21 protein-coding genes are annotated in these 21947 nt (G+C 68.0%); 6 read left to right on the forward strand and 15 right to left on the reverse strand.

Annotated elements, in window-relative coordinates:
• Positions 1 to 8: 8 nt before the first annotated feature.
• Entirely contained in the window at positions 9 to 1469 is a 1461-nt protein-coding gene (locus ACIA12_RS25745) for an NAD-dependent succinate-semialdehyde dehydrogenase (RefSeq protein WP_396369640.1), read from the forward strand.
• Here the strand turns inward: ACIA12_RS25745 and ACIA12_RS25750 are convergent, their stop codons facing one another.
• The 5 genes from ACIA12_RS25750 to ACIA12_RS25770 are packed head-to-tail and all read right to left on the reverse strand — an operon-like array spanning position 1470 to position 6069.
• Positions 1470 to 2696: a glutathionylspermidine synthase family protein gene (locus tag ACIA12_RS25750; RefSeq protein WP_396369641.1), complete on the reverse strand. Its 1227-nt coding sequence runs from the start codon at positions 2694 to 2696 to the stop codon at positions 1470 to 1472.
• A complete protein-coding gene (locus tag ACIA12_RS25755; protein ID WP_396369642.1) occupies positions 2696 to 3121 on the reverse strand; it encodes a hypothetical protein in 426 nt (141 codons plus the stop codon). The genes ACIA12_RS25750 and ACIA12_RS25755 overlap by 1 nt, the downstream gene beginning before the upstream one ends.
• Complete coding sequence (locus ACIA12_RS25760; RefSeq protein WP_396369643.1) at positions 3118 to 4473, reverse strand: APC family permease; 1356 nt, start codon at positions 4471 to 4473, stop codon at positions 3118 to 3120. Before ACIA12_RS25760 ends, ACIA12_RS25755 begins: the two co-directional genes overlap by 4 nt.
• Positions 4474 to 4524: 51 nt before the next feature.
• Complete coding sequence (locus ACIA12_RS25765; protein WP_396369644.1) at positions 4525 to 5484, reverse strand: polysaccharide deacetylase family protein; 960 nt, start codon at positions 5482 to 5484, stop codon at positions 4525 to 4527.
• Positions 5485 to 5511: 27 nt separating this feature from the next.
• Positions 5512 to 6069 (reverse strand): GNAT family N-acetyltransferase, encoded by a 558-nt coding sequence (locus ACIA12_RS25770; protein WP_396369645.1) that lies wholly within the window; start codon positions 6067 to 6069, stop codon positions 5512 to 5514.
• Between the two features lie 49 nt (positions 6070 to 6118).
• On the opposite strand from ACIA12_RS25770, the gene ACIA12_RS25775 reads away from it, so the two are divergent.
• Positions 6119 to 6706: a TetR/AcrR family transcriptional regulator gene (locus tag ACIA12_RS25775; RefSeq protein ID WP_396369646.1), complete on the forward strand. Its 588-nt coding sequence runs from the start codon at positions 6119 to 6121 to the stop codon at positions 6704 to 6706.
• Here the strand turns inward: ACIA12_RS25775 and ACIA12_RS25780 are convergent.
• The 5 genes from ACIA12_RS25780 to ACIA12_RS25800 all read right to left on the reverse strand — a co-directional run bounded on the left by ACIA12_RS25780 (position 6693) and on the right by ACIA12_RS25800 (position 13700).
• Positions 6693 to 9092: a glycoside hydrolase family 2 protein gene (locus ACIA12_RS25780; protein ID WP_396369647.1), complete on the reverse strand. Its 2400-nt coding sequence runs from the start codon at positions 9090 to 9092 to the stop codon at positions 6693 to 6695. The genes ACIA12_RS25775 and ACIA12_RS25780 overlap by 14 nt on opposite strands.
• Positions 9093 to 9244: 152 nt before the next feature.
• A complete protein-coding gene (locus ACIA12_RS25785; protein WP_396369648.1) occupies positions 9245 to 11251 on the reverse strand; it encodes a glycoside hydrolase family 36 protein in 2007 nt (668 codons plus the stop codon).
• Positions 11252 to 11860, reverse strand: coding sequence for an SGNH/GDSL hydrolase family protein (locus tag ACIA12_RS25790; RefSeq protein ID WP_396369649.1), 609 nt, complete (start codon positions 11858 to 11860; stop codon positions 11252 to 11254). It abuts the gene before it with no gap.
• Positions 11860 to 12957 (reverse strand): Gfo/Idh/MocA family protein, encoded by a 1098-nt coding sequence (locus tag ACIA12_RS25795; protein WP_396369650.1) that lies wholly within the window; start codon positions 12955 to 12957, stop codon positions 11860 to 11862. Before ACIA12_RS25795 ends, ACIA12_RS25790 begins: the two co-directional genes overlap by 1 nt.
• On the reverse strand, positions 12954 to 13700 hold the full coding sequence (locus ACIA12_RS25800; RefSeq protein WP_396369651.1) for a sugar phosphate isomerase/epimerase family protein: 747 nt from the start codon (positions 13698 to 13700) through the stop codon (positions 12954 to 12956). The genes ACIA12_RS25795 and ACIA12_RS25800 overlap by 4 nt, the downstream gene beginning before the upstream one ends.
• Before the next feature lie 366 nt (positions 13701 to 14066).
• On the opposite strand from ACIA12_RS25800, the gene ACIA12_RS25805 reads away from it, so the two are divergent.
• On the forward strand, positions 14067 to 15080 hold the full coding sequence (locus ACIA12_RS25805) for a LacI family DNA-binding transcriptional regulator (protein WP_396369652.1): 1014 nt from the start codon (positions 14067 to 14069) through the stop codon (positions 15078 to 15080).
• Here the strand turns inward: ACIA12_RS25805 and ACIA12_RS25810 are convergent, their stop codons facing one another.
• The 4 genes from ACIA12_RS25810 to ACIA12_RS25825 all read right to left on the reverse strand — a co-directional run bounded on the left by ACIA12_RS25810 (position 15081) and on the right by ACIA12_RS25825 (position 19185).
• Positions 15081 to 17180, reverse strand: coding sequence for a molybdopterin-dependent oxidoreductase (locus ACIA12_RS25810; RefSeq protein ID WP_396369653.1), 2100 nt, complete (start codon positions 17178 to 17180; stop codon positions 15081 to 15083).
• A gap of 32 nt (positions 17181 to 17212) precedes the next feature.
• Positions 17213 to 17731: an AAA family ATPase gene (locus ACIA12_RS25815; RefSeq protein WP_396369654.1), complete on the reverse strand. Its 519-nt coding sequence runs from the start codon at positions 17729 to 17731 to the stop codon at positions 17213 to 17215.
• A gap of 69 nt (positions 17732 to 17800) precedes the next feature.
• A complete protein-coding gene (locus ACIA12_RS25820) occupies positions 17801 to 18589 on the reverse strand; it encodes an Imm49 family immunity protein (protein WP_396369655.1) in 789 nt (262 codons plus the stop codon).
• Positions 18586 to 19185, reverse strand: coding sequence for a TetR/AcrR family transcriptional regulator (locus tag ACIA12_RS25825; protein WP_396369656.1), 600 nt, complete (start codon positions 19183 to 19185; stop codon positions 18586 to 18588). Before ACIA12_RS25825 ends, ACIA12_RS25820 begins: the two co-directional genes overlap by 4 nt.
• A 78-nt stretch (positions 19186 to 19263) precedes the next feature.
• Here ACIA12_RS25825 and ACIA12_RS25830 point away from each other — a divergent pair, with 78 nt between their 5' ends.
• The 3 genes from ACIA12_RS25830 to ACIA12_RS25840 are packed head-to-tail and all read left to right on the forward strand — an operon-like array spanning position 19264 to position 21093.
• Positions 19264 to 19866: a 2TM domain-containing protein gene (locus ACIA12_RS25830; protein WP_396369657.1), complete on the forward strand. Its 603-nt coding sequence runs from the start codon at positions 19264 to 19266 to the stop codon at positions 19864 to 19866.
• Complete coding sequence (locus ACIA12_RS25835) at positions 19815 to 20441, forward strand: Pr6Pr family membrane protein (RefSeq protein WP_396369658.1); 627 nt, start codon at positions 19815 to 19817, stop codon at positions 20439 to 20441. Before ACIA12_RS25830 ends, ACIA12_RS25835 begins: the two co-directional genes overlap by 52 nt.
• Positions 20442 to 20448: 7 nt before the next feature.
• Positions 20449 to 21093: a class I SAM-dependent methyltransferase gene (locus ACIA12_RS25840; protein WP_396369659.1), complete on the forward strand. Its 645-nt coding sequence runs from the start codon at positions 20449 to 20451 to the stop codon at positions 21091 to 21093.
• Positions 21094 to 21149: 56 nt separating this feature from the next.
• Here the strand turns inward: ACIA12_RS25840 and ACIA12_RS25845 are convergent, their stop codons facing one another.
• On the reverse strand, positions 21150 to 21791 hold the full coding sequence (locus ACIA12_RS25845; protein ID WP_396369660.1) for a transglycosylase family protein: 642 nt from the start codon (positions 21789 to 21791) through the stop codon (positions 21150 to 21152).
• Between the last annotated feature and the right edge of the window lie 156 nt (positions 21792 to 21947).

Consider the following 21947-nt stretch of genomic DNA (forward strand, 5'->3'; position numbering starts at 1 on the left):
GCGTGCCGATGTCGCGGGAGCAGGAAGTCGTCGAGGGTTGTCCGACCGAACTCTTCATCGCCGGCAAGTGGCGACCGGCCGAGGGCGGCAAGACCCTCGCCGTGGAGGACCCAGCCACCGGTACGACGCTGTGCCAGGTCTCCGACGCGAGTCCTGCCGACGGACTGGCCGCCCTGGACTCTGCCGTCGCCGCGCAGGCCGAATGGGCGGCCACGGCCCCCAGGGAGCGCGGCGAGATCCTCCGCCGGACGTATGAGCTGATGACGGAGCGGGCCGACGACCTGGCCCTGCTGATGACGCTCGAGATGGGCAAGCCGGTCGCGGAGTCCAAGGGCGAGATCGCCTACGCCGCCGAGTTCTTCCGCTGGTTCGCTGAGGAAGCTGTCCGGATCGAGGGCGGCTACCAGGTGGCCCCGAACGGCAAGGGCAGGCTGCTGGTGATGCGCCAGCCGGTCGGGCCCTGCCTGCTGATCACGCCCTGGAACTTCCCGGCCGCGATGGGCGCTCGCAAGATCGGTCCGGCGGTCGCTGCCGGCTGCACGATGGTGATCAAGCCGGCCTCGCAGACGCCGCTGTCGATGCTCAAGCTGGCCGAGCTGATGACCGAGGCCGGGTTGCCCGCCGGAGTGCTGAACGTCGTCACCACAAGCGATTCCGGCGGCGTGATGGAGCCGCTGATCCGCGACGGCCGGGCCCGCAAGCTGTCCTTCACCGGCTCGACCCCGGTCGGCGTGAAGCTCATCGAGCAGGCCGCCGAGAAGGTGCTGAAGACCAGCATGGAGCTCGGCGGCAACGCGCCTTTCCTGGTCTTCGAGGACGCCGATCTGGACAAGGCGGTCGAGGGAGCGATGCTGGCCAAGATGCGCAACGGCGGCGAGGCCTGCACGGCGGCCAACCGGATCTACGTGCACTCGTCGATACTCAAAGAGTTCGCCACCAGGTTGACCGAGCGAATGACCGCGCTCAAGGTCGGCCGCGGCACCGAGGAGGGCGTCGACCTGGGACCGCTGATCGACGCCAAGCAACGTGACAAGGTCAAGGATCTGGTCGACGACGCGGTAGAACAGGGCGCCGAGGTGCTGACCGGCGCGACGGTTGCCGAGGGCAAGGGATATTTCTATCCGCCGACCGTGCTCACCGGCGTACCGAAGTCGGCCCGGCTGCAGAAGGAGGAGATCTTCGGACCGGTCGCGCCGCTGACTGCTTTCGAGACCGAGGACGAGGCCGTGGAGATGGCCAACGACACCGACTTCGGCCTGGTCTCCTACCTGTTCACCAACGACATCAGCCGCGCGCTGCGGGTCAGCGAGCGGCTCGAGACCGGCATGATCGGCCTCAACCAGGGCATCGTCTCCAACCCGGCGGCACCCTTCGGCGGCGTCAAGCAGTCCGGCCTCGGCCGCGAGGGCGGCACTGTCGGCATCGACGAGTACCTGGAGATCAAGTACGTCGCCGTCGCGGTGGACTGACTACTCAGCGAGCCATTTCTGGATGGTCTCCTGGTCCGGGCGGGCCTCGGTGCCGATCGCGTGCGGGACGAACCGCGCGTAGTAGTCGGTGACGGGGCCGTCCGACTCGCGGACCATCATGCCGGCCGCGACGCCGTCGACGATCCAGCTGCCGATCACTGCCCGGTTGCCTTCGTACGACGGCAGCGGACTCCACTCCTGGTAGACCATCGTGTCGGTGTCGTACGGCCCTTCGTGCACATCGTCCTCGGTGGAGGTGATGGTGTGGATCCGGATGTTGCTGCCCTCCCGGCCGTGCAGCGGCTTGGCCACCCACTCGAGCAGGTCGCCGGGCGTACCGAAGTACGCGGGCAGCAGGTTCGGGTGGTCGGGGTAGAGCTCCCACAGCACCGGCAGGATCGCCTTGGTGGACAGCATCGTCTTCCAGATCGGCTCGATCCAGCGCACCGGCTCACGCTCCAGCCCGGACACGATGTACTTGCCGAACTCGTCGTCGAGCATGTCCTCCCACGGGTAGAGCTTGAACGCGGTCCGGATCTTCCGCCCGCCGTAGTCGACGAACGCGCGCTGCTCCGACTCCCAGCCGAGGTCCTCGATCTCGTGCCCGTACGTGGCCAGGCCGGCCATCGCCGCCGTGTCGCGCATGTAGGCGACCGTCATCGCCTCCTCGCCGGTGGTCTCGCCGGCCGAGTTGAAGAAGTGCGCCTCGTTGCCGGGGAACGCGCCGGCCGCCCGCTGGTCGCTCCACCACTTGACCAGCCGGTCGTGCACGGAGTTCCACTGGTCGGCGTCGGGGAAGACGTCCTCCAGCCAGTTCCACTGGATCACCGCCGACTCCACCAGCCCGGTCGGGGTGTCGCCGTTGATCTCCAGCATCTTCGGCTCGACCCCGTTCCAGACCAGGTCGAACCGCGCGTACACCGACGGGTCGTCGCGCTTCAGTGACTCGCGGACCATCGGCAGCGTGCCGGACGCCAGGCCGAGCTGGGCGTCGCTGAAGCGGTCACCCGACGCCATCACCGAGGCGGCGTGCTTGCACATCTCGTAGAGCTCCTCGGTGACCCGTTCGAGGTGCAGCACCTCGTCCATGGTCACCTCGTACCAGGCGCTCTCGTTCCAGTACGGCGTCTGGCTGCCGTCGGGCAGGTCCGTCATCGGGAAGACCAGCCCCTGCTCGACGACCTTGTCCTTCCAACCCGGGCGGGGTCTGATCGAATGCCGCCACATCAGCCGCCGTGACCCCCTTTGCTCGCCTTGCCGAAGCCACCGCGCGCGATGGTGCCGATGTTGCCGCCCTTGGTGGACAGGCCGCCGCGCTGGATCGTCGCCGTACCACCGGAGGAGTTGCGCAGGTTGGAGCTGGTGTAGCTGCCGTCGCTGACGTTGTAGCGGCCGCCGACCGGCGGCACCAGGAACCCGCCGCGGGTGGCCATGTAGAACCAGAAGAAGCCGGCCCCGGAGCCGTGGTACTCGCGGTCGTCCTTGCACTTGTCGTCGTCGGTGCGCTGCTGGGTCTCCGGGTCGACGCAGATCGCGGCGTAGTCCGCCTTCTCGTCGTCACCGCTGCTGCACCCGGTCAGCGACGCGGCGACCAGTGCGGTCAGGCCGAGCGTGATGCCGGCACTGCGCATCCTTCTCCGCTGTTGTGTCATGACCTGCCTTCCCCCTCGGCCGGCGGTTTCATCGAGAACATGATGAGCGCGCCGACCACCATCGTTACACCCACCACAACCAGGGGCCCGGTACCCACCTCAGAGACAGCCAGGACGAGTACTACGACGAACGACGCCGCCGCGAGCAAGGGGACGACTACCCGCTGCAGCACTCGGCCTTCGATCGCGCCGGTGAAGTACACCGGTACTGCGATCGCAGTGGCGAGGTAGTAGATCGACACGAGCACCGAGACAGCCCCGACGGCATCAGCCAGTACTGCGTCCGAGGTGAGCACCAGGGCGACGTAGATGACCAGGCTGGCGCCGGCGAAGACCCAGGTGGAGACGCTCGGGGTGTGGAAGCGAGTGGAGATCCGTGCGAACTGTCCTGGGAACGCGTCCCGCCTAGCCATCGACAGCATCGTCCGGGCGGTCGGCAGGATGGTCGTCTGGGTGGAGGCGAGCGCGGAGACGAGCACTGCGCCGATGAGGAGCTTGCCGCCCGCAGTACCGAGTAGGTCGTTGCTCAGGACGGAGAAGAAGTCATCGTCGGCAATGTCGGCCAGCGGGCCAACACCTGCGTAGGCGATAGCCGACCAGGCGACTACGACGTACAGGATGACCAGGAAGCCGTTGGCGATGAGCGCCGCGATGGCAGGGGTACGCCGTGGGTCGCGGGTCTCCTCGTTGACGCTGAAGGACGAGTCCCAGCCCCAGTAGAGGAACACTGCGACCAGTACGCCGGTAGCCCACTTGCCCTGGCCGGTGTCCGTCGGGAGGCTGAGGGTGCCGGCCTCGTGGAACGCATTGATGGCGAACCACAGCAGTGCGACGACCTCTACGGTCAGCAGGATGGCCTGGGTCCACGCGGCGATCTGGATGCCGCGGTAGGCGAGCACTGCCATCACCACGATGAACACGGCGCCCAGACCGGCCTGTGCTCCGCGAGAGCCGGCTGCGTCGTCCAGGCCGAGCAGTACGTAGGTATAGATCGACGCGACCTGGGCCAGGTTGCTCATGACGAGCACGCAGGCCATGACCGTGGTCCAGCCGACCATGCGGCCGACACCCAGCCCGAACGCCTTCTCGGTCCACGGGAACGTCGTACCGCAGTTCGGCTCGGCCCTGTTCAGCTCGCGGAAGCAGAGCGTGACCAGGACGACCGGCACGGCCGCAAGCGCCAGGACCATGGGAGCGGCCGTACCGACGTACGCGACGAGTAGTCCGACCGCCACGGCCAGCGAGTACGCCGGCGCGGAGGAGGAGATCCCGATCGCGGTGGACGTGCCCAACCCCAGCGCATCCCGGCGCAGGCTCCGCCCCCGGGACCGCGAATCAGCTGTCGTCGTCATCGTCCCCCCAGAGTGCCACTCTGCGGGGCCGCCTTGCGTGAGGCGCTGTCGTCAGCCGCCCATCAGTTCGGTCACCGTGACGAACCGGAAGCCGCGGGCGCGCAGGCCGGCGATGATCGGGGTGATCGCTTCGTCGGTGTACGGGGCGTTCTCGCCGCCGTGCATGTGGAGGACGACGATGGAGCCGTTCTGGCAGTGCGTGAGCACCTGCTTGACGATCGGCTTCGGGGACTTGGCGAAGCCGTCCGCGCCCGGTACGTCGAGGCCTACCGCGGTGACGCCGGCCGGGGCGAGCTCATGCAGGGCGGTGCCGTCGTAGCAGCCGCCGGGGAAGCGGAACCATCTCGTGGCGTGACTGTCGAGCTGGTCGAGCAGGGTTACCGCTTTGCGGACGTCTTGCAGCATGTCGGCTTTGGGGACGGTGCCGAGCGTGTAGCAGTGCTTGGTGAAGCCGCGGTGGTCGTAGGTGTGGGTGCCCAGCTCGAAGAGGGGGTCGGCGGCCAGTTCGCGGACACGGTCGGGGTACTGCTCCATCCACATGCCGGTGAGGAAGAGGGTGGCCGGGACGTTCTCCTGGCGGAGCTTCGTGATCAGGGCCTCGTTGTAGTACGACTTGACCTTGCCGTGCTGGAGGCGCTTGCGCATGAGCGCGGTGAGGTCGGCGTCGAAGGTCAGCGCGACCCACTTCTTGTCCCGCGGGCCATGCTGGATCACCGGCATCAGGTTGGTCTCATGCGACTCACCCGGCCTCGTACCGGGCTTCGCTGTCGTGCCGGGCGTCGAGGGCTGGCCGGGTTGGCTCGGCTGGGTGGCCGGTGAGCTGGGCTGGGTCGGCGTTGCGCCGGTCGGAGTACTGGGTGATGGGTTGCTCGGGGTCTCGTGGGTGAGGCCGCCCAGGGTCGGCGTACCGGCTGCTGTGCCCGCAGGTGCCGTCGTGTCGCCACATCCGGCCAGTACTACGGATGCGGCCGCGGCGAGCGCGGCGATCCTGATCCCCCAGTGAACAGTCACGGTCCCCGAGTATGCCTCGCGCGCCGGTCAGGCCCAGGAGCGGTGCTCCCAGTCGTCGCGGATCATCGCCCAGACCTGGCTGTCGTGAACCTGGCCGCGGTACGGGAAGTCCTGCCGCAGGGTGCCCTCCAGCGTCATGCCGAGCCGCTTGGCGACCGCCGCGCTGCGCTCGTTGGTGGTGAAGCAGCGCCACTCGACCCGGTTCATGCCGCGCGTGCCGATGGCCCAGTCGATCAACTGCTGCACCGCCCGGGTGATCAGCCCCCGCCCCTCCGCCTCGGCCGACAACCAGGCGCCGATCTCGCAACAGCCCGTCCTCGGCTCGAAGGTCCGGAACAACAGCCCGCCGACCAGCTCGCCCGCCAGCCAGATCCCGTAGAGCCGCCCGCTGTCGGCCGCCTGCCGATCGGCGTACCGCTGAAGAAACTCCCGCGCCCCCTGCTCGTCGACGACCACGTCGACGAAGGAGACATACGGCTCGATATTCGCCCGCGCCTTGTCGATATGCGCAAGGAACTCACCCGCCTGCCACGGCTCGAGCGACCTCAGCTCGGCACCCTCGGCCAGCTCCGACGCCAACAACATGCTGCCTCCCCGGCGTACATATCAACTGTTATGTACCTACTATAGGACGATGCCGGCAAAGCTGGACCACGAGGCCCGACGACGCGACGTCTCCGCCGCCGTCTGGCGAGTCCTGGCCACCGAGGGCTTCAGCGGCCTCACCCTCCGCGCCGTCGCCACCGAACTCAACGCGACCACCGGCCTGGTCACCCACTACTTCCCCTCCAAGCAGGCCCTGATCGTCCACGCCCTGGAACTGGCCGAAGCCCGCACCCGCGACCTCGTCCCCTCCACAGAAAACTCCCGGGGCCTGGAGGCGCTCAAGCAGGCCCTGGCTGCAGTACTACCCCTGACCCCCGAAGCCACCGAACTCAACCGAGTCTGGGTCAGCTCCTGGGACGCAGCCCTGGCCGACCCCGAACTCCACGCTCTGGAGAAGGCCCGCTATGCCCGCTGGCGCTCCCGCCTCAAACCCCTGGTCATCCAGGCCCAAGCCGACGGCGACCTGCCACCAGACAACCCGGACGACCTGGTGGCAGGCCTGGCCGCGTTCACCCACGGCCTAGTAGTACAAGCTCTCTTCGACCCAAGAACCTTCACCCACAAACGCCTACTGCGGCTACTGCACTCGCACCTCGCGGCGCTTACTCCGCAATGAGGTCGTTGGCCGAGCGGAGTACCGGCTTGCCGATCGGGGTGTTCGGGGCCGAGGCGTTGGTGACGTGGAAGGTGTGTGACTCGCCTGCGCTGAGGGTGATCAGGCAGCTGTCTACCTTGGCGTTCTTTTCCAGGCGGTCCGGGAACAGGGCGAGGTCCTTGGCGAGCGCGGTGGCTGTCACAGTTACGTCGTAGCCGTCGGTGGTCGGGCTGACCTCGGACGTGTAGGCGTCGCGGACGACCTGCAGTTGGGTGTCTTCGACGAAGTACCAGTACGCCGTACCGCCACCAGCCGCCCGCACTTCGACGTACTCGGCGGCCGCGTTGCCCGGTGTGGCGACCGACTCCGGCAGGGAATTCAGCACCGCGTCGCGCGCTCCGACCTCGAGGACGAAGGTTTCGCTGGCGAGTACCTCGCCACTCGTCGCGGTGCTGCGGCGTGCCACCGTCACCTCGGTGCTCCAGGCGACGTCCGTGTCGTTGTGCGCCGCAACGACCAGCCCGTCTTCTCGTGGCTGCACGGACAGCAGGCGGTCGGAGTACACGCGCTTCAACGTGTGCCACAAGGGCTTTTGCACGCCATGCCCGTCGACCGCCGCCCACGAAACGACCGGCCAGTTGTCGTTGAGCTGCCAGACGATCGCGCCCGTGTTCAACGGGAACAGACTGCGGAAGTGTTCGACGCCATAGGCGATCGCCCGCGCCTGGTTGAGCTGCGTCGTCCAGTGCCAGTCATCCATCGACTTCCACATCGGCAGGTGATCGCCGAGTCCCCGCTCCAGCTTGAGGTTGCCCTCGAAAGCCTTCTGGTGCACGAGCATCTGCTCGCCGTACGGGTCGAGCGGCTCGTCGTGCACGACACTCGCGAGCGTCGACCAGGCGGGCGGTCCCTGGAACCCGAACTCGGAGACGAAGCGCGGCTTGTACTTGCGGTAGTACGAGTAGTCGACCTGGTTCCAGACGTCCCAGATGTGCATCGTGCCGTTGCGCTCGTCGTTCGGGTGGATGTAGCGGTCGTACGAGAACGGGCTGCCGGCCGAGTACGGCGTACGGGGGTCGAGCTCGGCAACGATGCGGGGGAGCAGGTCCATGTAGTAGCCCTCACCCCACGTCCGCCCGGCGAGCGGCTCGCGCCAGCCCCACTCGACGTACCCCCAGATGTTCTCGTTGTTGCCGTTCCAGAGAGCGAGGCTGGCGTGGCTGCTCAGCCGGGTGACGGCCTCGCGGGCCTCCGCCTCGACCTCGCTCCACAGCGGTTCCTCCTCGGAGTACGCCGCGCAGGCGAAGAGGAAGTCCTGCCAGACGAGCACGCCCAGCTCGTCGCAGAGGTCGTAGAAGTCCTCGCTCTCGTAGAGGCCGCCGCCCCAGACCCGGAGCAAGTTCATGTTGGCGTCGACCGCGTCCTGGATGCTGCGCGCGTAGGTCTCGCGGGTCTGCCGGGTGAACAGGGCGTCGTCGGGGATCCAGTTGGCGCCGTGGATGTAGATCGGCCTGTCGTTGACCGACAGGACGAACGGGCCGCCGTCCTTGTCGGGGGCGACGTTCATCGTGACGGTCCGGAAGCCGACGCGAGTTTGCCGTGCGTCGCTGTGATTGCCTGCGGTCACCGAGATGGAGACGTCGTACAAGGGCTGCTCGCCGTGGCCGCGCGGCCACCAGCGGTCCACCGCGTCGATGGTCGAGGTGACTCCGGCCTCTTCGGTGCCTGCGGCAACGGTCATCTCGGTGGTGGTACCGCCGACCTCGACGGTGATCGTGGCGTCGTCGGTGGCGCCCGCTGACCAGGCGAGACGGACCTTGCTGTCCAGTACGCCGCGATCGCGATCGAGCCCGGCCAGCGGGCGGACCGACTCGATCCGTACGCCGGTCCAGGACTCGATCCGCAGCGGCCGCCAGATGCCGGCCGTCGCGACGTCGATCCCCCAGTCCCAGCCGAAGTTGCTCGCCATCTTGCGGATCGCGTTGTAGGGATGGAGATTCGTGTGCGGCCACATCCCCGACTCTTCGCGCAACCGGTTCGCCGTCGCCACCGGCGACGCGAACTCGACCACCAACTCGTTGTGCCCGGCAATCAGCAGCCCGGTGACATCGAACCGGTACGACCGGTGCTGGTTGCAGGTCTTCGCGATCTCGTTCCCGTTGAGTACCACTCGCGCGGCCGTATCGAGGCCCTCGGCAACGATCTCCTGCACGGCGTGCTCGTCCGGCTCCCAGTCGAAGTCGGTCCGGTAGCTCCAGCTGGTCTTCCCGATCCAGTGCAGCTTGCCCTCGTTGTCCCCGTCGAACGGATCGGGAATCACCCCGGCCGCCAGCAGATCGCTGTAGACCTCGCCAGGAACGGTCGCCGCCACGGGCGCCCCGAGCAGGGCGCTGTTCCGATCCGGCACCGGCCCTTCCACTGCCCGTAAGGTCCAAGCGGCCCCGCCGTCAGTGGTCAGCGCAACGGTCCTGAGGGTCGACGTCACAGGAGGTTCTCTCTTTCGGAAGGGATAACTTAACGCGGTGCAGAAAAGCCTACGTCAGGACAAAGCCGCGGTGATCAATCGTCCGCGAACAGCGTGATGACCCGCGCGGACGGCTCGGCAACGTCGGTTGACACCTTGAGCCCGCCCGCCTGCCACAGGTAGCTCCAACCGTCGGCGGCGAGCGGGAAGAAGTCCGCGATTCGGCCCGGCGGGAGCGGCAGCTCGACCTCGGCCGGCCCGGCCTCGCGATGCCAGATCGTCAGGTACGACCGGGACTTACCGGCCAGCCCGAGGACGACCCACTCATCGGTCCATCCCGGCAGCCCGAGCGGCCAGAACGGGGTGAGCGGCTCCCCGAGCACCAGTCGATGCCGGCTGATCGCGGTACGGACCAGGTCCAGCTCGGCCGACGTCATCTTGTCGAGGTAACCCGACAGGTACATCCGGCCGAGGATCCCATTGACCAGGCAGAAGGTGAACCGCTCGGGCGAAGTACCGGTCTGTGGATAAGCCCAGTTGCCGGCCTGCTCCGGTACTACGGACGCCGGAGCGGCCGCGGCGATCGGGGCGTACAGGACCGGGTCCTGCTGGTCGGAGGTCGACTGCAGGTGAAGGCGGGAGAGAAGCGCATAGTCCATCCGCATCGCGCCGGACGCGCAGTTCTCCAGCAGCAACTCGGGATGCCGGGCCTGGATCCCGTCAAGCCAGTCGAGGTGGGCCCGATTGTGCTCCAGCAGCCCTTGGCCGAGCGACTGCCCGTCGGAGTCCGTGCCGGGACCGGTCATCGTGTTGTAGTCCAGCTTGAAGAAGCCGATGCCGTACTCCGAGACCAACACGTCGACGGTCTCGTCGAGATGACGGCGCGCCGCCGGACTGCGCAGATCGAGCAGGTGGCGACCGCCTTCAGAGACCCGGACACCACGCCTGCTGATGAAGGCGCTGTCGGGCAGTTGACGAGCCAGCGGGGAATCGATGCCGATCACCTCGGGCTCCAGCCAGAGCCCGGGGATCATGCCGTGCGCGCGGATCCGGTCGATGACCTCGCCGAGCCCGTTGGGGAAGCGGGTGGTGGAAGGCTTCCACTCGCCGACGGTGTTCCACCAGTCTCCCTCGGCGTACCAGCCGGCGTCGATGCAGAAGCCGTCGGCGCCCACGGAGGCGGCCGCATCGATCAGGGGCAGCAGCTTCTCGGTGGTCGGATCGCCCATCAGCGTGTTCATGTAGTCGTTGAAGATCACCGGCCGGCGGTCGTCGGCAGGCCGGATGGCTCGCCGTTGCCGGGTCAGCGCGGCGAAGGCCTGGTCGTGCCCGGTGGCGGTGACGATCGAGGCCGGCACGGTGCGAAACGGCTTGTCCGCCGACACCGTGACGGTCCACTGGTGCTCTTGGTCAGTCGGGCCGCTGAGCAGCAGGTATCCGCCGTACCGCGTGTCGCCGAGCTCGTAGTGCCATGGGCCGTTGTGCTCAATCTGCCAGCCGAGCGCGGCATCGGGTGACACCAGTACGCCGGTGGGCAGGACCTCACCAGTGGACCAGGAGTTGGAGGCGGTGACGGCGTGACGGCCCCTCGACTCGGGGTGGTGCGGGTCGCGCTGGATGTCCGGCAGGAGTTCTCGCAGCGGACGCCGGGTCCACCGGTTCTCCGCCATCCAGTCGTTGACTCCGGCAACCAATTCGAGCTGGTCCGGCGCGCCAGTGCGTAGTACGGCGGTGGACAGGAAGTCCAGCTCCAGCTCGCCGGGCCCGGTCAGGGTCGCCTCGGTCCAGGTCTGGAAACCGGCGACGCCCTCGGAGGCCTTGAAGACACTCGTCACCTGCAGGCCGGTGCTCGGCTCGACCTGGACGATGCGGAGCTGGTCGGCGTCGGAGTCGTGTGAGTGGTACCGGAGCTGTCGACCGAGGTGGGTTCCGACGTGCCGCAGAGTCGCGGGTGACCGGCCATGGCCTAACGCGGAGATCTCGACGAGCGGTTGGCCGGAGTTCTCACCGGCGGGCCCGGGGGAGATCGACAGCAGCCGGACCGGGCCGTCCTCGAGCGAGAACGACACGGTCACGGCCGATGTCTTCCAGATCAGCTCCATCTACTGCGCCAGCACGGTCCGGCGCCAGAGATCGGCCAGGAGTTGGTGGCCGGCTCCGGTCGGATGGACGCCGTCGTCGGCGAGGGTGGTACCGCCGACCGTGGCCGCTTGGCGGTTGAACTCGACGTCGGCCGGAACCAGGATCGCGCCGTACTCCGCCGCGAGGCGCCGGACCACCTCGATCTTGGGGTCGAGGTCCTCGCGCCACGCGTGCTGCTCTTCCTTGACCGGCAGGAGAAACGGCTCGACCAGGACGAGTTCGGCCTGCAACCCGTCCAGCAGCGCGCGGTACGAGCGCTCGAAGGACTCGGCCGAGGTCGGGTCGTCCTCGTCGTACCGGCGCCAGGTGTCGTTGATGCCGACCAGGATCGACACGACATCCGGCTCGTGCGCGAGCACGTCGGTCTGCCAGCGCGCCACGAGATCGACCGCCCGGTTGCCGGAGATGCCGACGTTGACGATCCGCGGGCGATCGGGGCCGAACGCGGCGTACAGGTTCTTCACGTAGCCGTCGCCGAGGCCGGCCGGGTCGTCCCGGCGGCCGCAGTCGGTGACGGAGTCCCCGGCGAACACGATGGTCCGCCGGGGGTCCAGAAATGCCTTCGTCATCAGATGGTCGAGGCCTGCACGTCCCAGTCGTCCGGCAGGACGGGTGGGACCTCGACGGTGCTGGTGACGTCGACGAAGGAGCCGGTGTCGATCGACTCGGTGATGGAGGACATCACGTCGACGACGTGGAACGCGAGCGCCCCGGTGGCCCGGTGCGGACGGTCCTCGCGGATCGCGCGCGCCATCTCCAGTACGCCGGTACCGCGCTCGGCCGTCGCCTCGGTGGTCTCCAGGACCTCCCAGTCCTCGGCATCCCGGCGACGGATCTTGATCTCACCGTCGAACCTATTCGGGTCCGGTACGGCGAGCGTCGCCTCGGTGCCCGTGACCTCCACGAACCCACTGCGCGACAACGGCGAGTCGAAGCTGAAGATGCTCTGCGACGACTGCCCCGACTCGAACCGCGCGATCGCGCTGACATGCGTCGGCACCGTCACGTCGAACTGCTGACCCTCCAGCGGCCCCGATCCGATCGTGCGCTTCTCCCGCGACTTCGACCCGATCCCAGCGACCGCCGCGACCGGTCCGAAGAGCTGGACGAGCGTCGTCAGGTAGTACGGGCCGATGTCCCACAGCGGCCCCGCGCCTTCCTGGAAGAGGAAAGCGGGGTTCGGGTGCCAGGACTCCGGACCGGGGGACTGCATCAGCGTCAGCGCGGTGAGCGGCTGACCGATGTCGCCGCGCTCGATGATCCGGCGCGACTGCTGCAGTCCCGGCCCGAGGATCGTGTCGGGCGCGCAACCCAGCCGGAGCCCCGCGTCGGATGCGGTGGCGAGCAGCTTGAGGCCGCTCTCCTGGTCGAGCGAGAACGGCTTCTCGCTCCACACATGCTTGCCTGCGGCAACGGCTGCCAGGGCGACCTCGACGTGCGCGATCGGGATGGTCAGGTTGACCACGATCTCCACGTCGGGGTGGCTGAGCACGGCCTCGGGACCGCCGTGGGCCTCGATCCCGTACTCCGCTGCCTTCGCCGCCGCGGCCTCCGGGCGCAGGTCGCCGATCGCGACCACCTTGAGGTCGGGGAAGCTCTGCATGCTCTTGATGTAGGCGTCGGAGATCACCCCGGCGCCGATCACCCCTACACCGACTGAACTCATGCAACGTCCTCCCCGGTGAGGTAGGTGAAGCTGCCGGAGACCGCGTCGAAGATGTCGCCCTCGAAATCGTCGAGCTCGACGACGCGCAGCGTGCCCGGCGATGCCTTGAGGATGTCGGTGACGGCGATGGAGCCGGCGCCGACCGCGACCTGCGCCTTGTTGTTCAGGGTGCCGTCGCCGTCCTTGACGTGCAGCGCCTTCACCCGGTCGCCGAGCCGGCCGAGCAGAGCCGGTACGTCGGCGCCGCCGACCGCGGCCCAGTAGGTGTCGACCTCGAGGATGACCTCGTCGGACAGGTTGTCGGCCAGGATCTCCAGGCCGTGCACTCCGTCGATCACCGACTCCAGCTCGAAGTGGTGGTTGTGGTACCCGACGGTGATGCCGTGGTCGGCGGCCACCTTGGCGGCCTCGTTCAGCGCCGCGGCCGTCGCCAGGATGTCGTCCGCGGACTGCCACCGGGCGGGATCGACGTACGGGTCGATGACGGTGCCGATGCCGAGCTTCTTGGCCACCTCGAAGATCGGGCCGGTCTCCTCGCGGAGCAGACCGGCGTGCGTGGTGGGGGCCGACAGACCGTACTTGGGCAGCGCCTCGGCCAGCTGGTCGGCCAGGCCGACGACACCGAAGGGCTCGACCTTGCGGTACCCGATCTCGGCGATCCGGGCGAGCGTGGCGTCGAAGTCCTCCTCCAGCTTGTAGCGGACCGTGTAGAGCTGTAGGGACAGATTGTCCACTGCGACCATGTTTTTCTCTCCTCGTCTTCGGGGTCTCCCGCTGCCCATGAGAGCCCCCGGACTGGACTAGCCGAACCGGTTAAGTAACTCGCCGCAGCCTATCCCAGCCTTCCCCGCCCCGACCACCCCATAACCACCAGTCGAGCCGCCTTCACCACCTGAAGGCAAGCGCTTACCCAAAGCCCCTCAAGAAGAGCGGAAAGCTGTGTAGTCGACCGGCTACCTTCCGTGTTCAGATCGTGAATGTTCGATCGGGGGGTTGCTCTGGGTGGTGGAGAGCGTTTACCTGGAGACAGGGAGTACACGGGGGTCGCAGAATGGGGGCCTACCGGACCGCCCGTCACGGTTCGGACCGCCCGTTCGAAGGAGGCCATCGTGCCCCGAATCACGATCAAGGAGATTGCCCGACGGGCCGGCGTCTCCAAGGGCGCGGTGTCGTACGCGCTGAACAACCAGCCGGGGGTCAGTGAGGCCACCCGGGCTCGTGTGCTCAAGGTTGCCGAGGAACTGGAGTGGGTGCCCAACCGGGCGGCGCGGCAGTTGTCGGCCGCGCGCAGTGAGACCTTCGGGCTGGTCCTGGCGCGGACCGCCAAGACCCTGAGTGAGGAACCGTTCTACATGGGCTTCGTCGGTGGCGTGGAGTCCGTGCTGAGCGATCGGTCGTACGCGCTCGCCCTGCAGGTCGTACCTGACCTGGCCGACGAGATGGCGACCTACCGCAAGTGGGCCGCCGAGCGCCGGGTGGACGGGGTGCTCGTCGTCGATCTGCGGGTCGACGATCCGCGGATCCCGTTGCTGCGCAAGCTCGAACTGCCCGCGGTGCTGGTCGGGGATCCGGCTCTCGCGGACGGGTTGGCGTGCGTGTGGACCGACGGTACGACGGCGATGTACGCCGCCGTCGAGCATGTCGCGTCGCTCGGTCATCGGTCGATCGCCCGGGTGGCCGGGCCACCTGGGCACGGTCATGTGTGGATCCGCGACCAGGCGTTCGCCGCGGTGAGCCGGCGACTGGGGCTGGAGGAGCGGGTCGTGCACACCGACTTCTCCGGCGAGGAGGGCGCGGCCGCGACGCGGGAGCTGATGGCCAGCAAGGGCAGGCCGACGGCGATCATCTACGACAACGACCTGATGGCAGTGGCCGGGCTGTCGGTGGTGAACGAGCTCGGGCTGCGTTCGCCGGACGACGTCACGCTGGTCGCCTGGGACGACTCGACGCTGTGCCGGCTGACCCATCCGACGCTGACCGCGATGAGCCACAACATCGTCGCCTATGGCGCCGAAGTAGCCCACCGCCTGTTCGACCTGCTCGACGGCGCCCTGCCCCAGTCACATTTGTATTCGACGCCCGCGCTCGTCGTCAGGGGCAGCTCGGGGCCGCGGCCTGCTTAGTCAGTGGCTGGCGGTGACTTTCACCGGTACGCCGTTCAGGGCCGCCGTGCCCGCGATGGGGTCGGTGAAGGCCGGGTCGGTGATGTCGTTCGCGCTCGCGCCCGCGACCAGGTTGGCGACAGAGAGCTGCGCGCCGGGGCGGCCGTGACCGAAGCCGTGGGGAAGGCTGACCACGCCGGGCATCATGTCGTTGCTGGAGGCAACTTCTACCGAGACGGTACCGGCTGCCGAGGTGATGTCGACGAGCTGGCCGTCCGTCAGCTCACGGGCGAGCAGGTCGGACGGGTTCATCAGGAGCTGGTGGCGTGGCTTGCCCTTCACCAGGCGAGCTGAGTTGTGCATCCACGAGTTGTTGCTGCGAAGGTGACGACGGCCGATCAGCAGCAGCCCGTCGTCCGGGGTGCTCGCGAAGAGCGTGGTGAAGGCACGAGGGAGATCGTCGAGGATCATCGGCTGGGCCAGGTCGATCCGCTTCGACTTGGTGTAAAGGCGTCCTGGCAATGCGGGCTGCAGCGGCCCGAGGTCCACGCCGCCGACGGACTTGCGCAACTTGCGGACGGACAGCCGGTACGGGCCGATCCGCAGGCCCAGGTCAACGATCCGGCGCGGAGACAGGCGCAGCCGCAGGGAGGTGATGAGCTTCTTGCGGCTCCGGCCGACCGGGCCCAACAGGGCAAGCCCCAGCCCCCGGAAGATCTCCCAATCATGCCGGGACTCAGCCGGCCGCGGCAGCACCGCGTCGTTCCAGCGCGCAGTGTTCCGTACTGCGAGTTGGTGGAAAGCCAGGTCGTAGTGTTCCCGTTCGAGTGGCGGCGTCGGCGGCAGGATCACGTCGGCATGCCGGGTCGTCTCGTTGATGTACGGATCGACCGACACCATGAAGTCGAGCGTCGGCAACGCCTCGTCCAGCCGCCGTCCGTTGGGGGTCGACAAGACCGGGTTGCCCGCGATCGTCACCATCGCCCGGATCTGCCCGTCGCCCGGCGTCAAGATCTCCTCGGCCATCGCCGACGCCGGCAACTCGCCACCGAACTCCGGCAGCGACCGCACCCGGCTCGTCCACGCGCCGATATGCCCCCGCCCGATCCCGCGCAACGTGTCGACGGCCGGCCGCGGAAACATCGACCCACCCGGCCGATCGAGATTGCCGGTGATGATGTTGAGCACCTGCACGGCCCATTGGCAGATCGCCCCGAACTGCTGCGTCGACACCCCGAGCCGCCCGTAGCAAGCAGCCTTGTCGGCAGCCGCGAACTCCCGCGCCAGCCGCCGGATGTCCGCCGCCGCGATCCCCGTCACCGAGGCCGCCCGCTCCGGCGTCCACTCCCGCGTCACCTCTTCGACAGTCGACAACCCATCGACGTACGGCGCTACCGAGACAGTCCCGTCAGCCAGGATGACGTGAATCAGCGCAAGCAGAAAAGCCACGTCCGTACCAGGCCTCACGAACTGATGTTCGTCCGCGACCGCCGCCGTCTCGGTCCGGCGTGGATCGATCACCACGACCCGGCCACCGCGCTTCTGTACCTCCTTGAGCCGCCGCCCGAAGCCGGGCGCCGTCATCATGCTGCCGTTGGACGCGAGCGGATTCGCGCCGAGCATCAGCAGGTACGACGTCCGGTCGATGTCGGCCACCGGGACCATCAGCTGATGCCCGTAGAGCAGGTGGACCGCGAGCATGTGCGGCAGCTGGTCGACCGACGTCGCGCTGAACCGGTTGCGGGTCTTCAAGAGCCGGACCACGGCAGGCATGTGCGTCAGAGCGCCGACGCTGTGCACGTTCGGGTTGCCGAGGTACACGCCGATCGAGTTCCGGCCGGCTGCCTTCTGCACCTCGCGCAGTCGAGTGGCGACCAGCGAGTACGCCTCGTCCCAGCCGAGCTCCTGCCAGCCGGTGGCAGTACGTCGTACCGGCTGGGTGAGGCGATCTGGGTCCTCCTGGAGGTCGCGCAGCGCGACGGCCTTCGGGCAGATGTGTCCGCGGGAGAGTGGATCCGCCTCGTCGCCGCGGATGTCGGTGACGCGGCCGCTCTCGACGGTCACGAGCACACCGCAGATGGCCTCACACAGGTTGCACGAAGTACGCCGCACGGTCGCCATCCAGCCAAACTACTCTGGAGTAGCCACGGCGACTACTCGAACTTGGCCTCGTCGAGCCGGCCGAGGATGGCGTCGACGGTCTCGTGCGGGGAGAGGTCGGAGTTGTCCAGCCAGAGACCGCGGCGCGGGCTGAAGGCGTGCAGCTCGTAGTCGAGCTCGTCGACCGAGTGCTCGTGCCCGTAGCCGAGCCGGTCGTGGATCACGTCGGGGCGCGGAGTGAGAACGACCAGATAGCGCGGGCGGGTCTCGACGCCGTCGAGGAACTCCCGCAACAGCTCGCCGATCACGACGTCCTCGAGCACCACCGTGAAGCCGCCCTGCGCATAGCTGTCAGCCACTTGGCAGGCGATCCGGTAGCGCAGCCTGAGTTGCTTCTGCGCTTCCTCGCCGTTGTCGGTCGCGGCCGAGGCCCGGCCGCTGACGATCATCCGGCGGAAGACATCACCGTGCAGATGGACGCCGTACTGGAATCGTTCGGCGAGCAGTTGGGAGACAGTGGATTTCCCTGCCGCCATGATTCCGCTGACGACGATCACCCCCTCGGTCTCCATGCAGAGGATCGTGCCACGCAGGACAACCTTTTAGTCAGGGTTCGGCGAATCTTCTCGGCACCCGGCCGATCACCCAACGAGACGATCCGGCAGGTACTCCGACCTGACGGCGAAGGCGATCCCGCGTTGCCGGGCCAGGGCCGCCAGGCAGAGCGGGCCGAGCGCGATGAAACCGAGTGGGTCTCGCGCGTTGGGCTCGCCCGGGTTCGCCTCGCAGTTCTCGTACCAGTGCCGGTGCGACCGGAGCGTTGCGGCGAGCTGCTCCTCGAAGCCTCCGTCGAGCAGCGCCTGGGCGAGCTTCAGCAACGGCAGGTCGATGTGCTCGTTCCACGGACCGAGCAACGCGTGGTCGTGGTCGAGCTCCTCGATCGCCGACCGCAGCAGCTCGCCCGCATGCGGATCGCCGGTGACGAGCGCGTGGAAGGCGTGCAACACCGTCGAGTTGCCGAGGCCGGCGGCGGTGAGCTCCAGCGATTGCTGGTCGTCGAGTGCTGCGGCTCCCAGCACGGCGAGCTTCTCCAGGAAACCGGGACTGCGTCGCTCGACGGCTCGGTCGAGCTGCAGCTCCTGGCCGGCGAGAGTGACCGTGAAGGTGCCGGGGCCGGCCGCTTGCCTGGCCAGGGTGGCGGCGCCGCTGCGGACGTACAGCTCGAAGAGATCGGTCAGTCGCTCGTCGTTCGGGCTGAGCAGGTGACGCAGGCCCAGCTCCTTGGCGACGTCGGTCAGCACGAGCTTCACGTGCTGGGGCCGGGTCCGCAGCGCCCCGATCTGCCGCTCGAGTGGGTCCAGGTCGTCCAGGTACTCCTGGAACCAGTCGAGGTCGTCGCGTGGGCCGTGGCGTTCGATGAAGGCGGTCACGGCTGGAGTTCTACCAGGTGTCTGTGGAGGATCTCGCGCACCCGGTCGGGGGTGCTGGCGGTGGGGTCTACGGCGGCGTGTAGGGAGAGGCCGTCGATGAGGGCGTGGAGGCGGTCGGTCTCCAGGTCGAGGCGTAGGTCCGGGCGGAGGACTCCAGCCTCGGACAGGGAGTTGAGCAGGGAGGCGCAGAGGTCACGGAGGCCTTGGTGGACGGGGGCGAGGACGTCGCGCAGTCCGCCGGCGCCGGACTCGGCTTGCGCCTGGGCGATGAAGGAGAGCCAGATGTCGAACTCGGCCTGCCGTTCGGGGTCGAGTGGGATCACCTCCTCCAGGAAGCGCAGCGCGACCTCGGTCGGGGGGCCGGTCGTGTCGAGCGCTCTGATCCGGTCGCCGACCCGGCGGGAGACCAGGTCCATCGCGAAGGTGATCAGGCCCGCCTGGTCCGGGAAGTAGTAGCGGACGGCGCCGGCGGACCAGCCGGCCTCGGCGGCGACGGAGCGCACCGAGGCGGCGCGGATGCCGTCGCGGCGGACCACCCGCCAGAGCGCTTGGGCGATCTCCTCGCGGCGGGTGTCGTGGTCGACGATCTTCGGCATCTGCCCTTTTTAGCACAGCCGTGTTAGAGTCGTTTGTATAAACACAAGCGTATGAAATAAACAGAGGGGTGAGTCCTGGTGCTGCTCGCTGTGATCGCCGGGTGTGAGATCGGCTTCTGGGTCCTGCTCGCCGCCGGGATGACGACCCGCTACCTGCTGCGCCTGCCGCGGCTGGGCATCGTGCTGCTCGCGATGGTCCCGCTGGTGGATGTGGTGATGCTGGTCGCCAGCGTGATCGACATCCGGTCCGGTGGGGAGCCGGCGTTCAAGCACTCGCTGGCCGCGATCTTCATCGGGGTCAGCGTCGGCTTCGGCCACCGGAGCCTGAAGTGGGCGGACGGTTGGGCGGCGTACAAGTTCGCCGGTGCGCCCCGGCCGCCCAAGCTGGAGAAGGGGACCCGCGAGAAGGCGCGGCACGAGCGTTCCGGCTGGTACCACCATGTGCTCGCGTACGTCGTCGGAGTCGGCGTGATGATCGCCCTCGGCCTGCTGTCCGGCAAGGGGTACGACGCGCTGCTCGGCCCGGCCTGGACGTGGACGATCGTGCTGGTGATCGACGGCTTCGTCTCGTTCAGCTACAGCGGTGCGACCTCCCCGTCAGACCCACCCGCAGGCCGTACATTGCCACCATGCGAATCTGGTCCGGAGTCACAGCGCTCGCCGTCTTCTTCGGTGTCCTGATCCAGCTGCTCGTCACGGGAACGTCGAACGGTGATGGCTTCTACAAAGAGAATCCCGAGCGGGTCCTCAATGTCTTCGCCTACTTCACGATCCAGTCCAACCTCTTGCTCGGCGGGACCTGCCTGCTGCTGGCCCTCGGGCTGCGCCGCGAAGGCACGCTGTTCAAGACGGTCCGGCTCAACGGCGTGCTCTGCATCGCGGTCACCGGCATCGTGTACCACCTGGTGCTCGCCGGCAGCGACAGCCTGTCCGGCTGGGCCTGGGTCGCGAACTTCATCATCCACACGGTCACCCCGGTGCTGGGCGTACTGGGATGGTTGCTGGCCGGCCCGCGCGGGCAGACCGACGGCCGGATCGTGGCGTGGTCGATCGTGTATCCGCTGCTCTGGGTGGCATTCACGCTGATCCGCGGCGAGGGCACGGGCTTCTATCCGTACCCGTTCATCGACGTCGACCTGCATGGCTACGGCCGGGTCTTGGTGAACTGTCTGTTCGTCGCGCTACTGTTCCTCGCTCTGGCAGCCGGGGCTACCTTCCTCGACCGCCGGCTCAGCAGACGCCCAGTTGAGAGGTAGTGCCCACGTGTTGGTGACATCTCGCTCGTACGCCGAGTACGAGGCGATGTTCGACTTGACCGAGTTGCCCGATTCGATCCTGGACTGCTGCGCGGGTGGCTCGAGCTTCACCGCCGAAGCGGCCGCTCGGGGCGTCGACGCCGTCGCGGTCGACCAGGCGTACGAGCTGCCGACGCCGGAACTTGTCGACACGGTACGCCGCAGCCTGCCGCAAGGCGCGCAGATCGTCGACCAGCACGCGGCCAGCTTCGTCTGGCACTGGTACGGCGATCCTGGCCGCAAGGACGACCTGCGGATCGAAGCCGCGGATCGCTTCCTGCAGGACGTGACGACGGCGCCCGATCGGTATGTCGCGGGCAGTCTGCCGGAGTTGCCGTTCGAGGACGGGCGGTTCGACCTGGTGCTGTGCTCGCATCTGCTCTTCACCTGGGCCGAAACCTACGGCTTCGAGTGGCATCTCGCGGCGTTGAAGGAACTCGTCCGCGTCAGCCGCTCCGAGGTGCGGATCTTCCCGTTGGTTCAGCAGGGCGCCGGCGAGCCGGTGCCATTCATGCAGGAGCTCCGTGCTGCCTTGCCGGTCCGATCCGAGATCCGCAAGGTGCCGTACGAGTTCCAGGTCGGCGCCGACCAGATGTTGGTGCTCAACAAGTAAGGACTGCGGCCGCGGGCGAGGGTTTGGGGGTCTGCCCGCGGGCCGCAGTGCTCAGGTCAGCGCAGGTACTTCCCGCAGACCGGCCACGGGGAGGCGCCACGCTGGGCGTAGAGCTTCTTCGCTCGCATGAGCTGCTCGGCCGCAGACGCCTTGGTCGGGTTGCCGGTGCCGCCGACGCTGCGCCAGGTCTGCAGGTCGAACTGGAACAGGCCGTAGTAGCCCGCCGGGTTCACGGCCTTGGGGTTGCCGCTGGACTCACAGTTGGCCACCTTGGCCCAGGCGCCACTGAGGTTCGCGTTGCCGCCGCCGGTCGAGGGGCGATCGTTCGAGCGGGTCGGGCGAGCCTTGTGGATCTTCTTGTGGACCGTGGACTTCTTGACCGTCCGGGTCTTGTGGGTGACCCGCTTCTTCTCGGTCTGCCGGACGGCGGTCGCGGTCACGCCGTCGAGCTTGAGGGTCTGACCGATCAGGATCAGGTCCGGGTTCTTCAGGTTGTTGAGCTTGGCGAGCTGGTGCCAGTCGGCGCCGTTGGCCTGGGCGATCTCCGACAGCGTGTCACCGGCCTTCACCTTGTAGTCGGCGGCGAACGCGCCACCCGCTCCAGCGGCGGTGATCCCGGCACCGAGGCCGGCGATCGAGAGGGTCCGGACTACCCGGCGGGTACTTCGCCGGGGGCGGGCATGTCGAGCTTTGGACATCAGGGGTGTGCTCCTCATGAGCTGTGGGCATGGTGAGTTTCTTCTTGCCCGGATGATTCAGCCGCGTGCGCACTTGCCCCGAGAACCCGTCCTCCGGGCAAGTGCAGCCGGAGCGGGTGAAGGTGGAAACGTCACCTGGGTGCGTCGGCTCGGATC

Origin of the sequence: Kribbella sp. NPDC051620, from assembly GCF_044453825.1 — a bacterium.
Taxonomy (GTDB): domain Bacteria; phylum Actinomycetota; class Actinomycetes; order Propionibacteriales; family Kribbellaceae; genus Kribbella.

Coding starts and splice junctions, on each gene's coding strand:
- ACIA12_RS25790 (WP_396369649.1), bottom strand. CDS start 11,860: ATGACGAAGGCATTTCTGGACCCCCGGCGGACCATCGTGTTCGCCGGG.
- ACIA12_RS25845 (WP_396369660.1), bottom strand. CDS start 21,791: ATGTCCAAAGCTCGACATGCCCGCCCCCGGCGAAGTACCCGCCGGGTA.
- ACIA12_RS25795 (WP_396369650.1), bottom strand. CDS start 12,957: ATGAGTTCAGTCGGTGTAGGGGTGATCGGCGCCGGGGTGATCTCCGAC.
- ACIA12_RS25800 (WP_396369651.1), bottom strand. CDS start 13,700: ATGGTCGCAGTGGACAATCTGTCCCTACAGCTCTACACGGTCCGCTAC.
- ACIA12_RS25760 (WP_396369643.1), bottom strand. CDS start 4,473: ATGACGACGACAGCTGATTCGCGGTCCCGGGGGCGGAGCCTGCGCCGG.
- ACIA12_RS25750 (WP_396369641.1), bottom strand. CDS start 2,696: ATGTGGCGGCATTCGATCAGACCCCGCCCGGGTTGGAAGGACAAGGTC.
- ACIA12_RS25810 (WP_396369653.1), bottom strand. CDS start 17,180: ATGGCGACCGTGCGGCGTACTTCGTGCAACCTGTGTGAGGCCATCTGC.
- ACIA12_RS25835 (WP_396369658.1), top strand. CDS start 19,815: ATGCGAATCTGGTCCGGAGTCACAGCGCTCGCCGTCTTCTTCGGTGTC.
- ACIA12_RS25770 (WP_396369645.1), bottom strand. CDS start 6,069: ATGTTGTTGGCGTCGGAGCTGGCCGAGGGTGCCGAGCTGAGGTCGCTC.
- ACIA12_RS25745 (WP_396369640.1), top strand. CDS start 9: ATGTCGCGGGAGCAGGAAGTCGTCGAGGGTTGTCCGACCGAACTCTTC.
- ACIA12_RS25785 (WP_396369648.1), bottom strand. CDS start 11,251: ATGGAGCTGATCTGGAAGACATCGGCCGTGACCGTGTCGTTCTCGCTC.
- ACIA12_RS25815 (WP_396369654.1), bottom strand. CDS start 17,731: ATGGAGACCGAGGGGGTGATCGTCGTCAGCGGAATCATGGCGGCAGGG.
- ACIA12_RS25775 (WP_396369646.1), top strand. CDS start 6,119: ATGCCGGCAAAGCTGGACCACGAGGCCCGACGACGCGACGTCTCCGCC.
- ACIA12_RS25825 (WP_396369656.1), bottom strand. CDS start 19,185: ATGCCGAAGATCGTCGACCACGACACCCGCCGCGAGGAGATCGCCCAA.
- ACIA12_RS25755 (WP_396369642.1), bottom strand. CDS start 3,121: ATGACACAACAGCGGAGAAGGATGCGCAGTGCCGGCATCACGCTCGGC.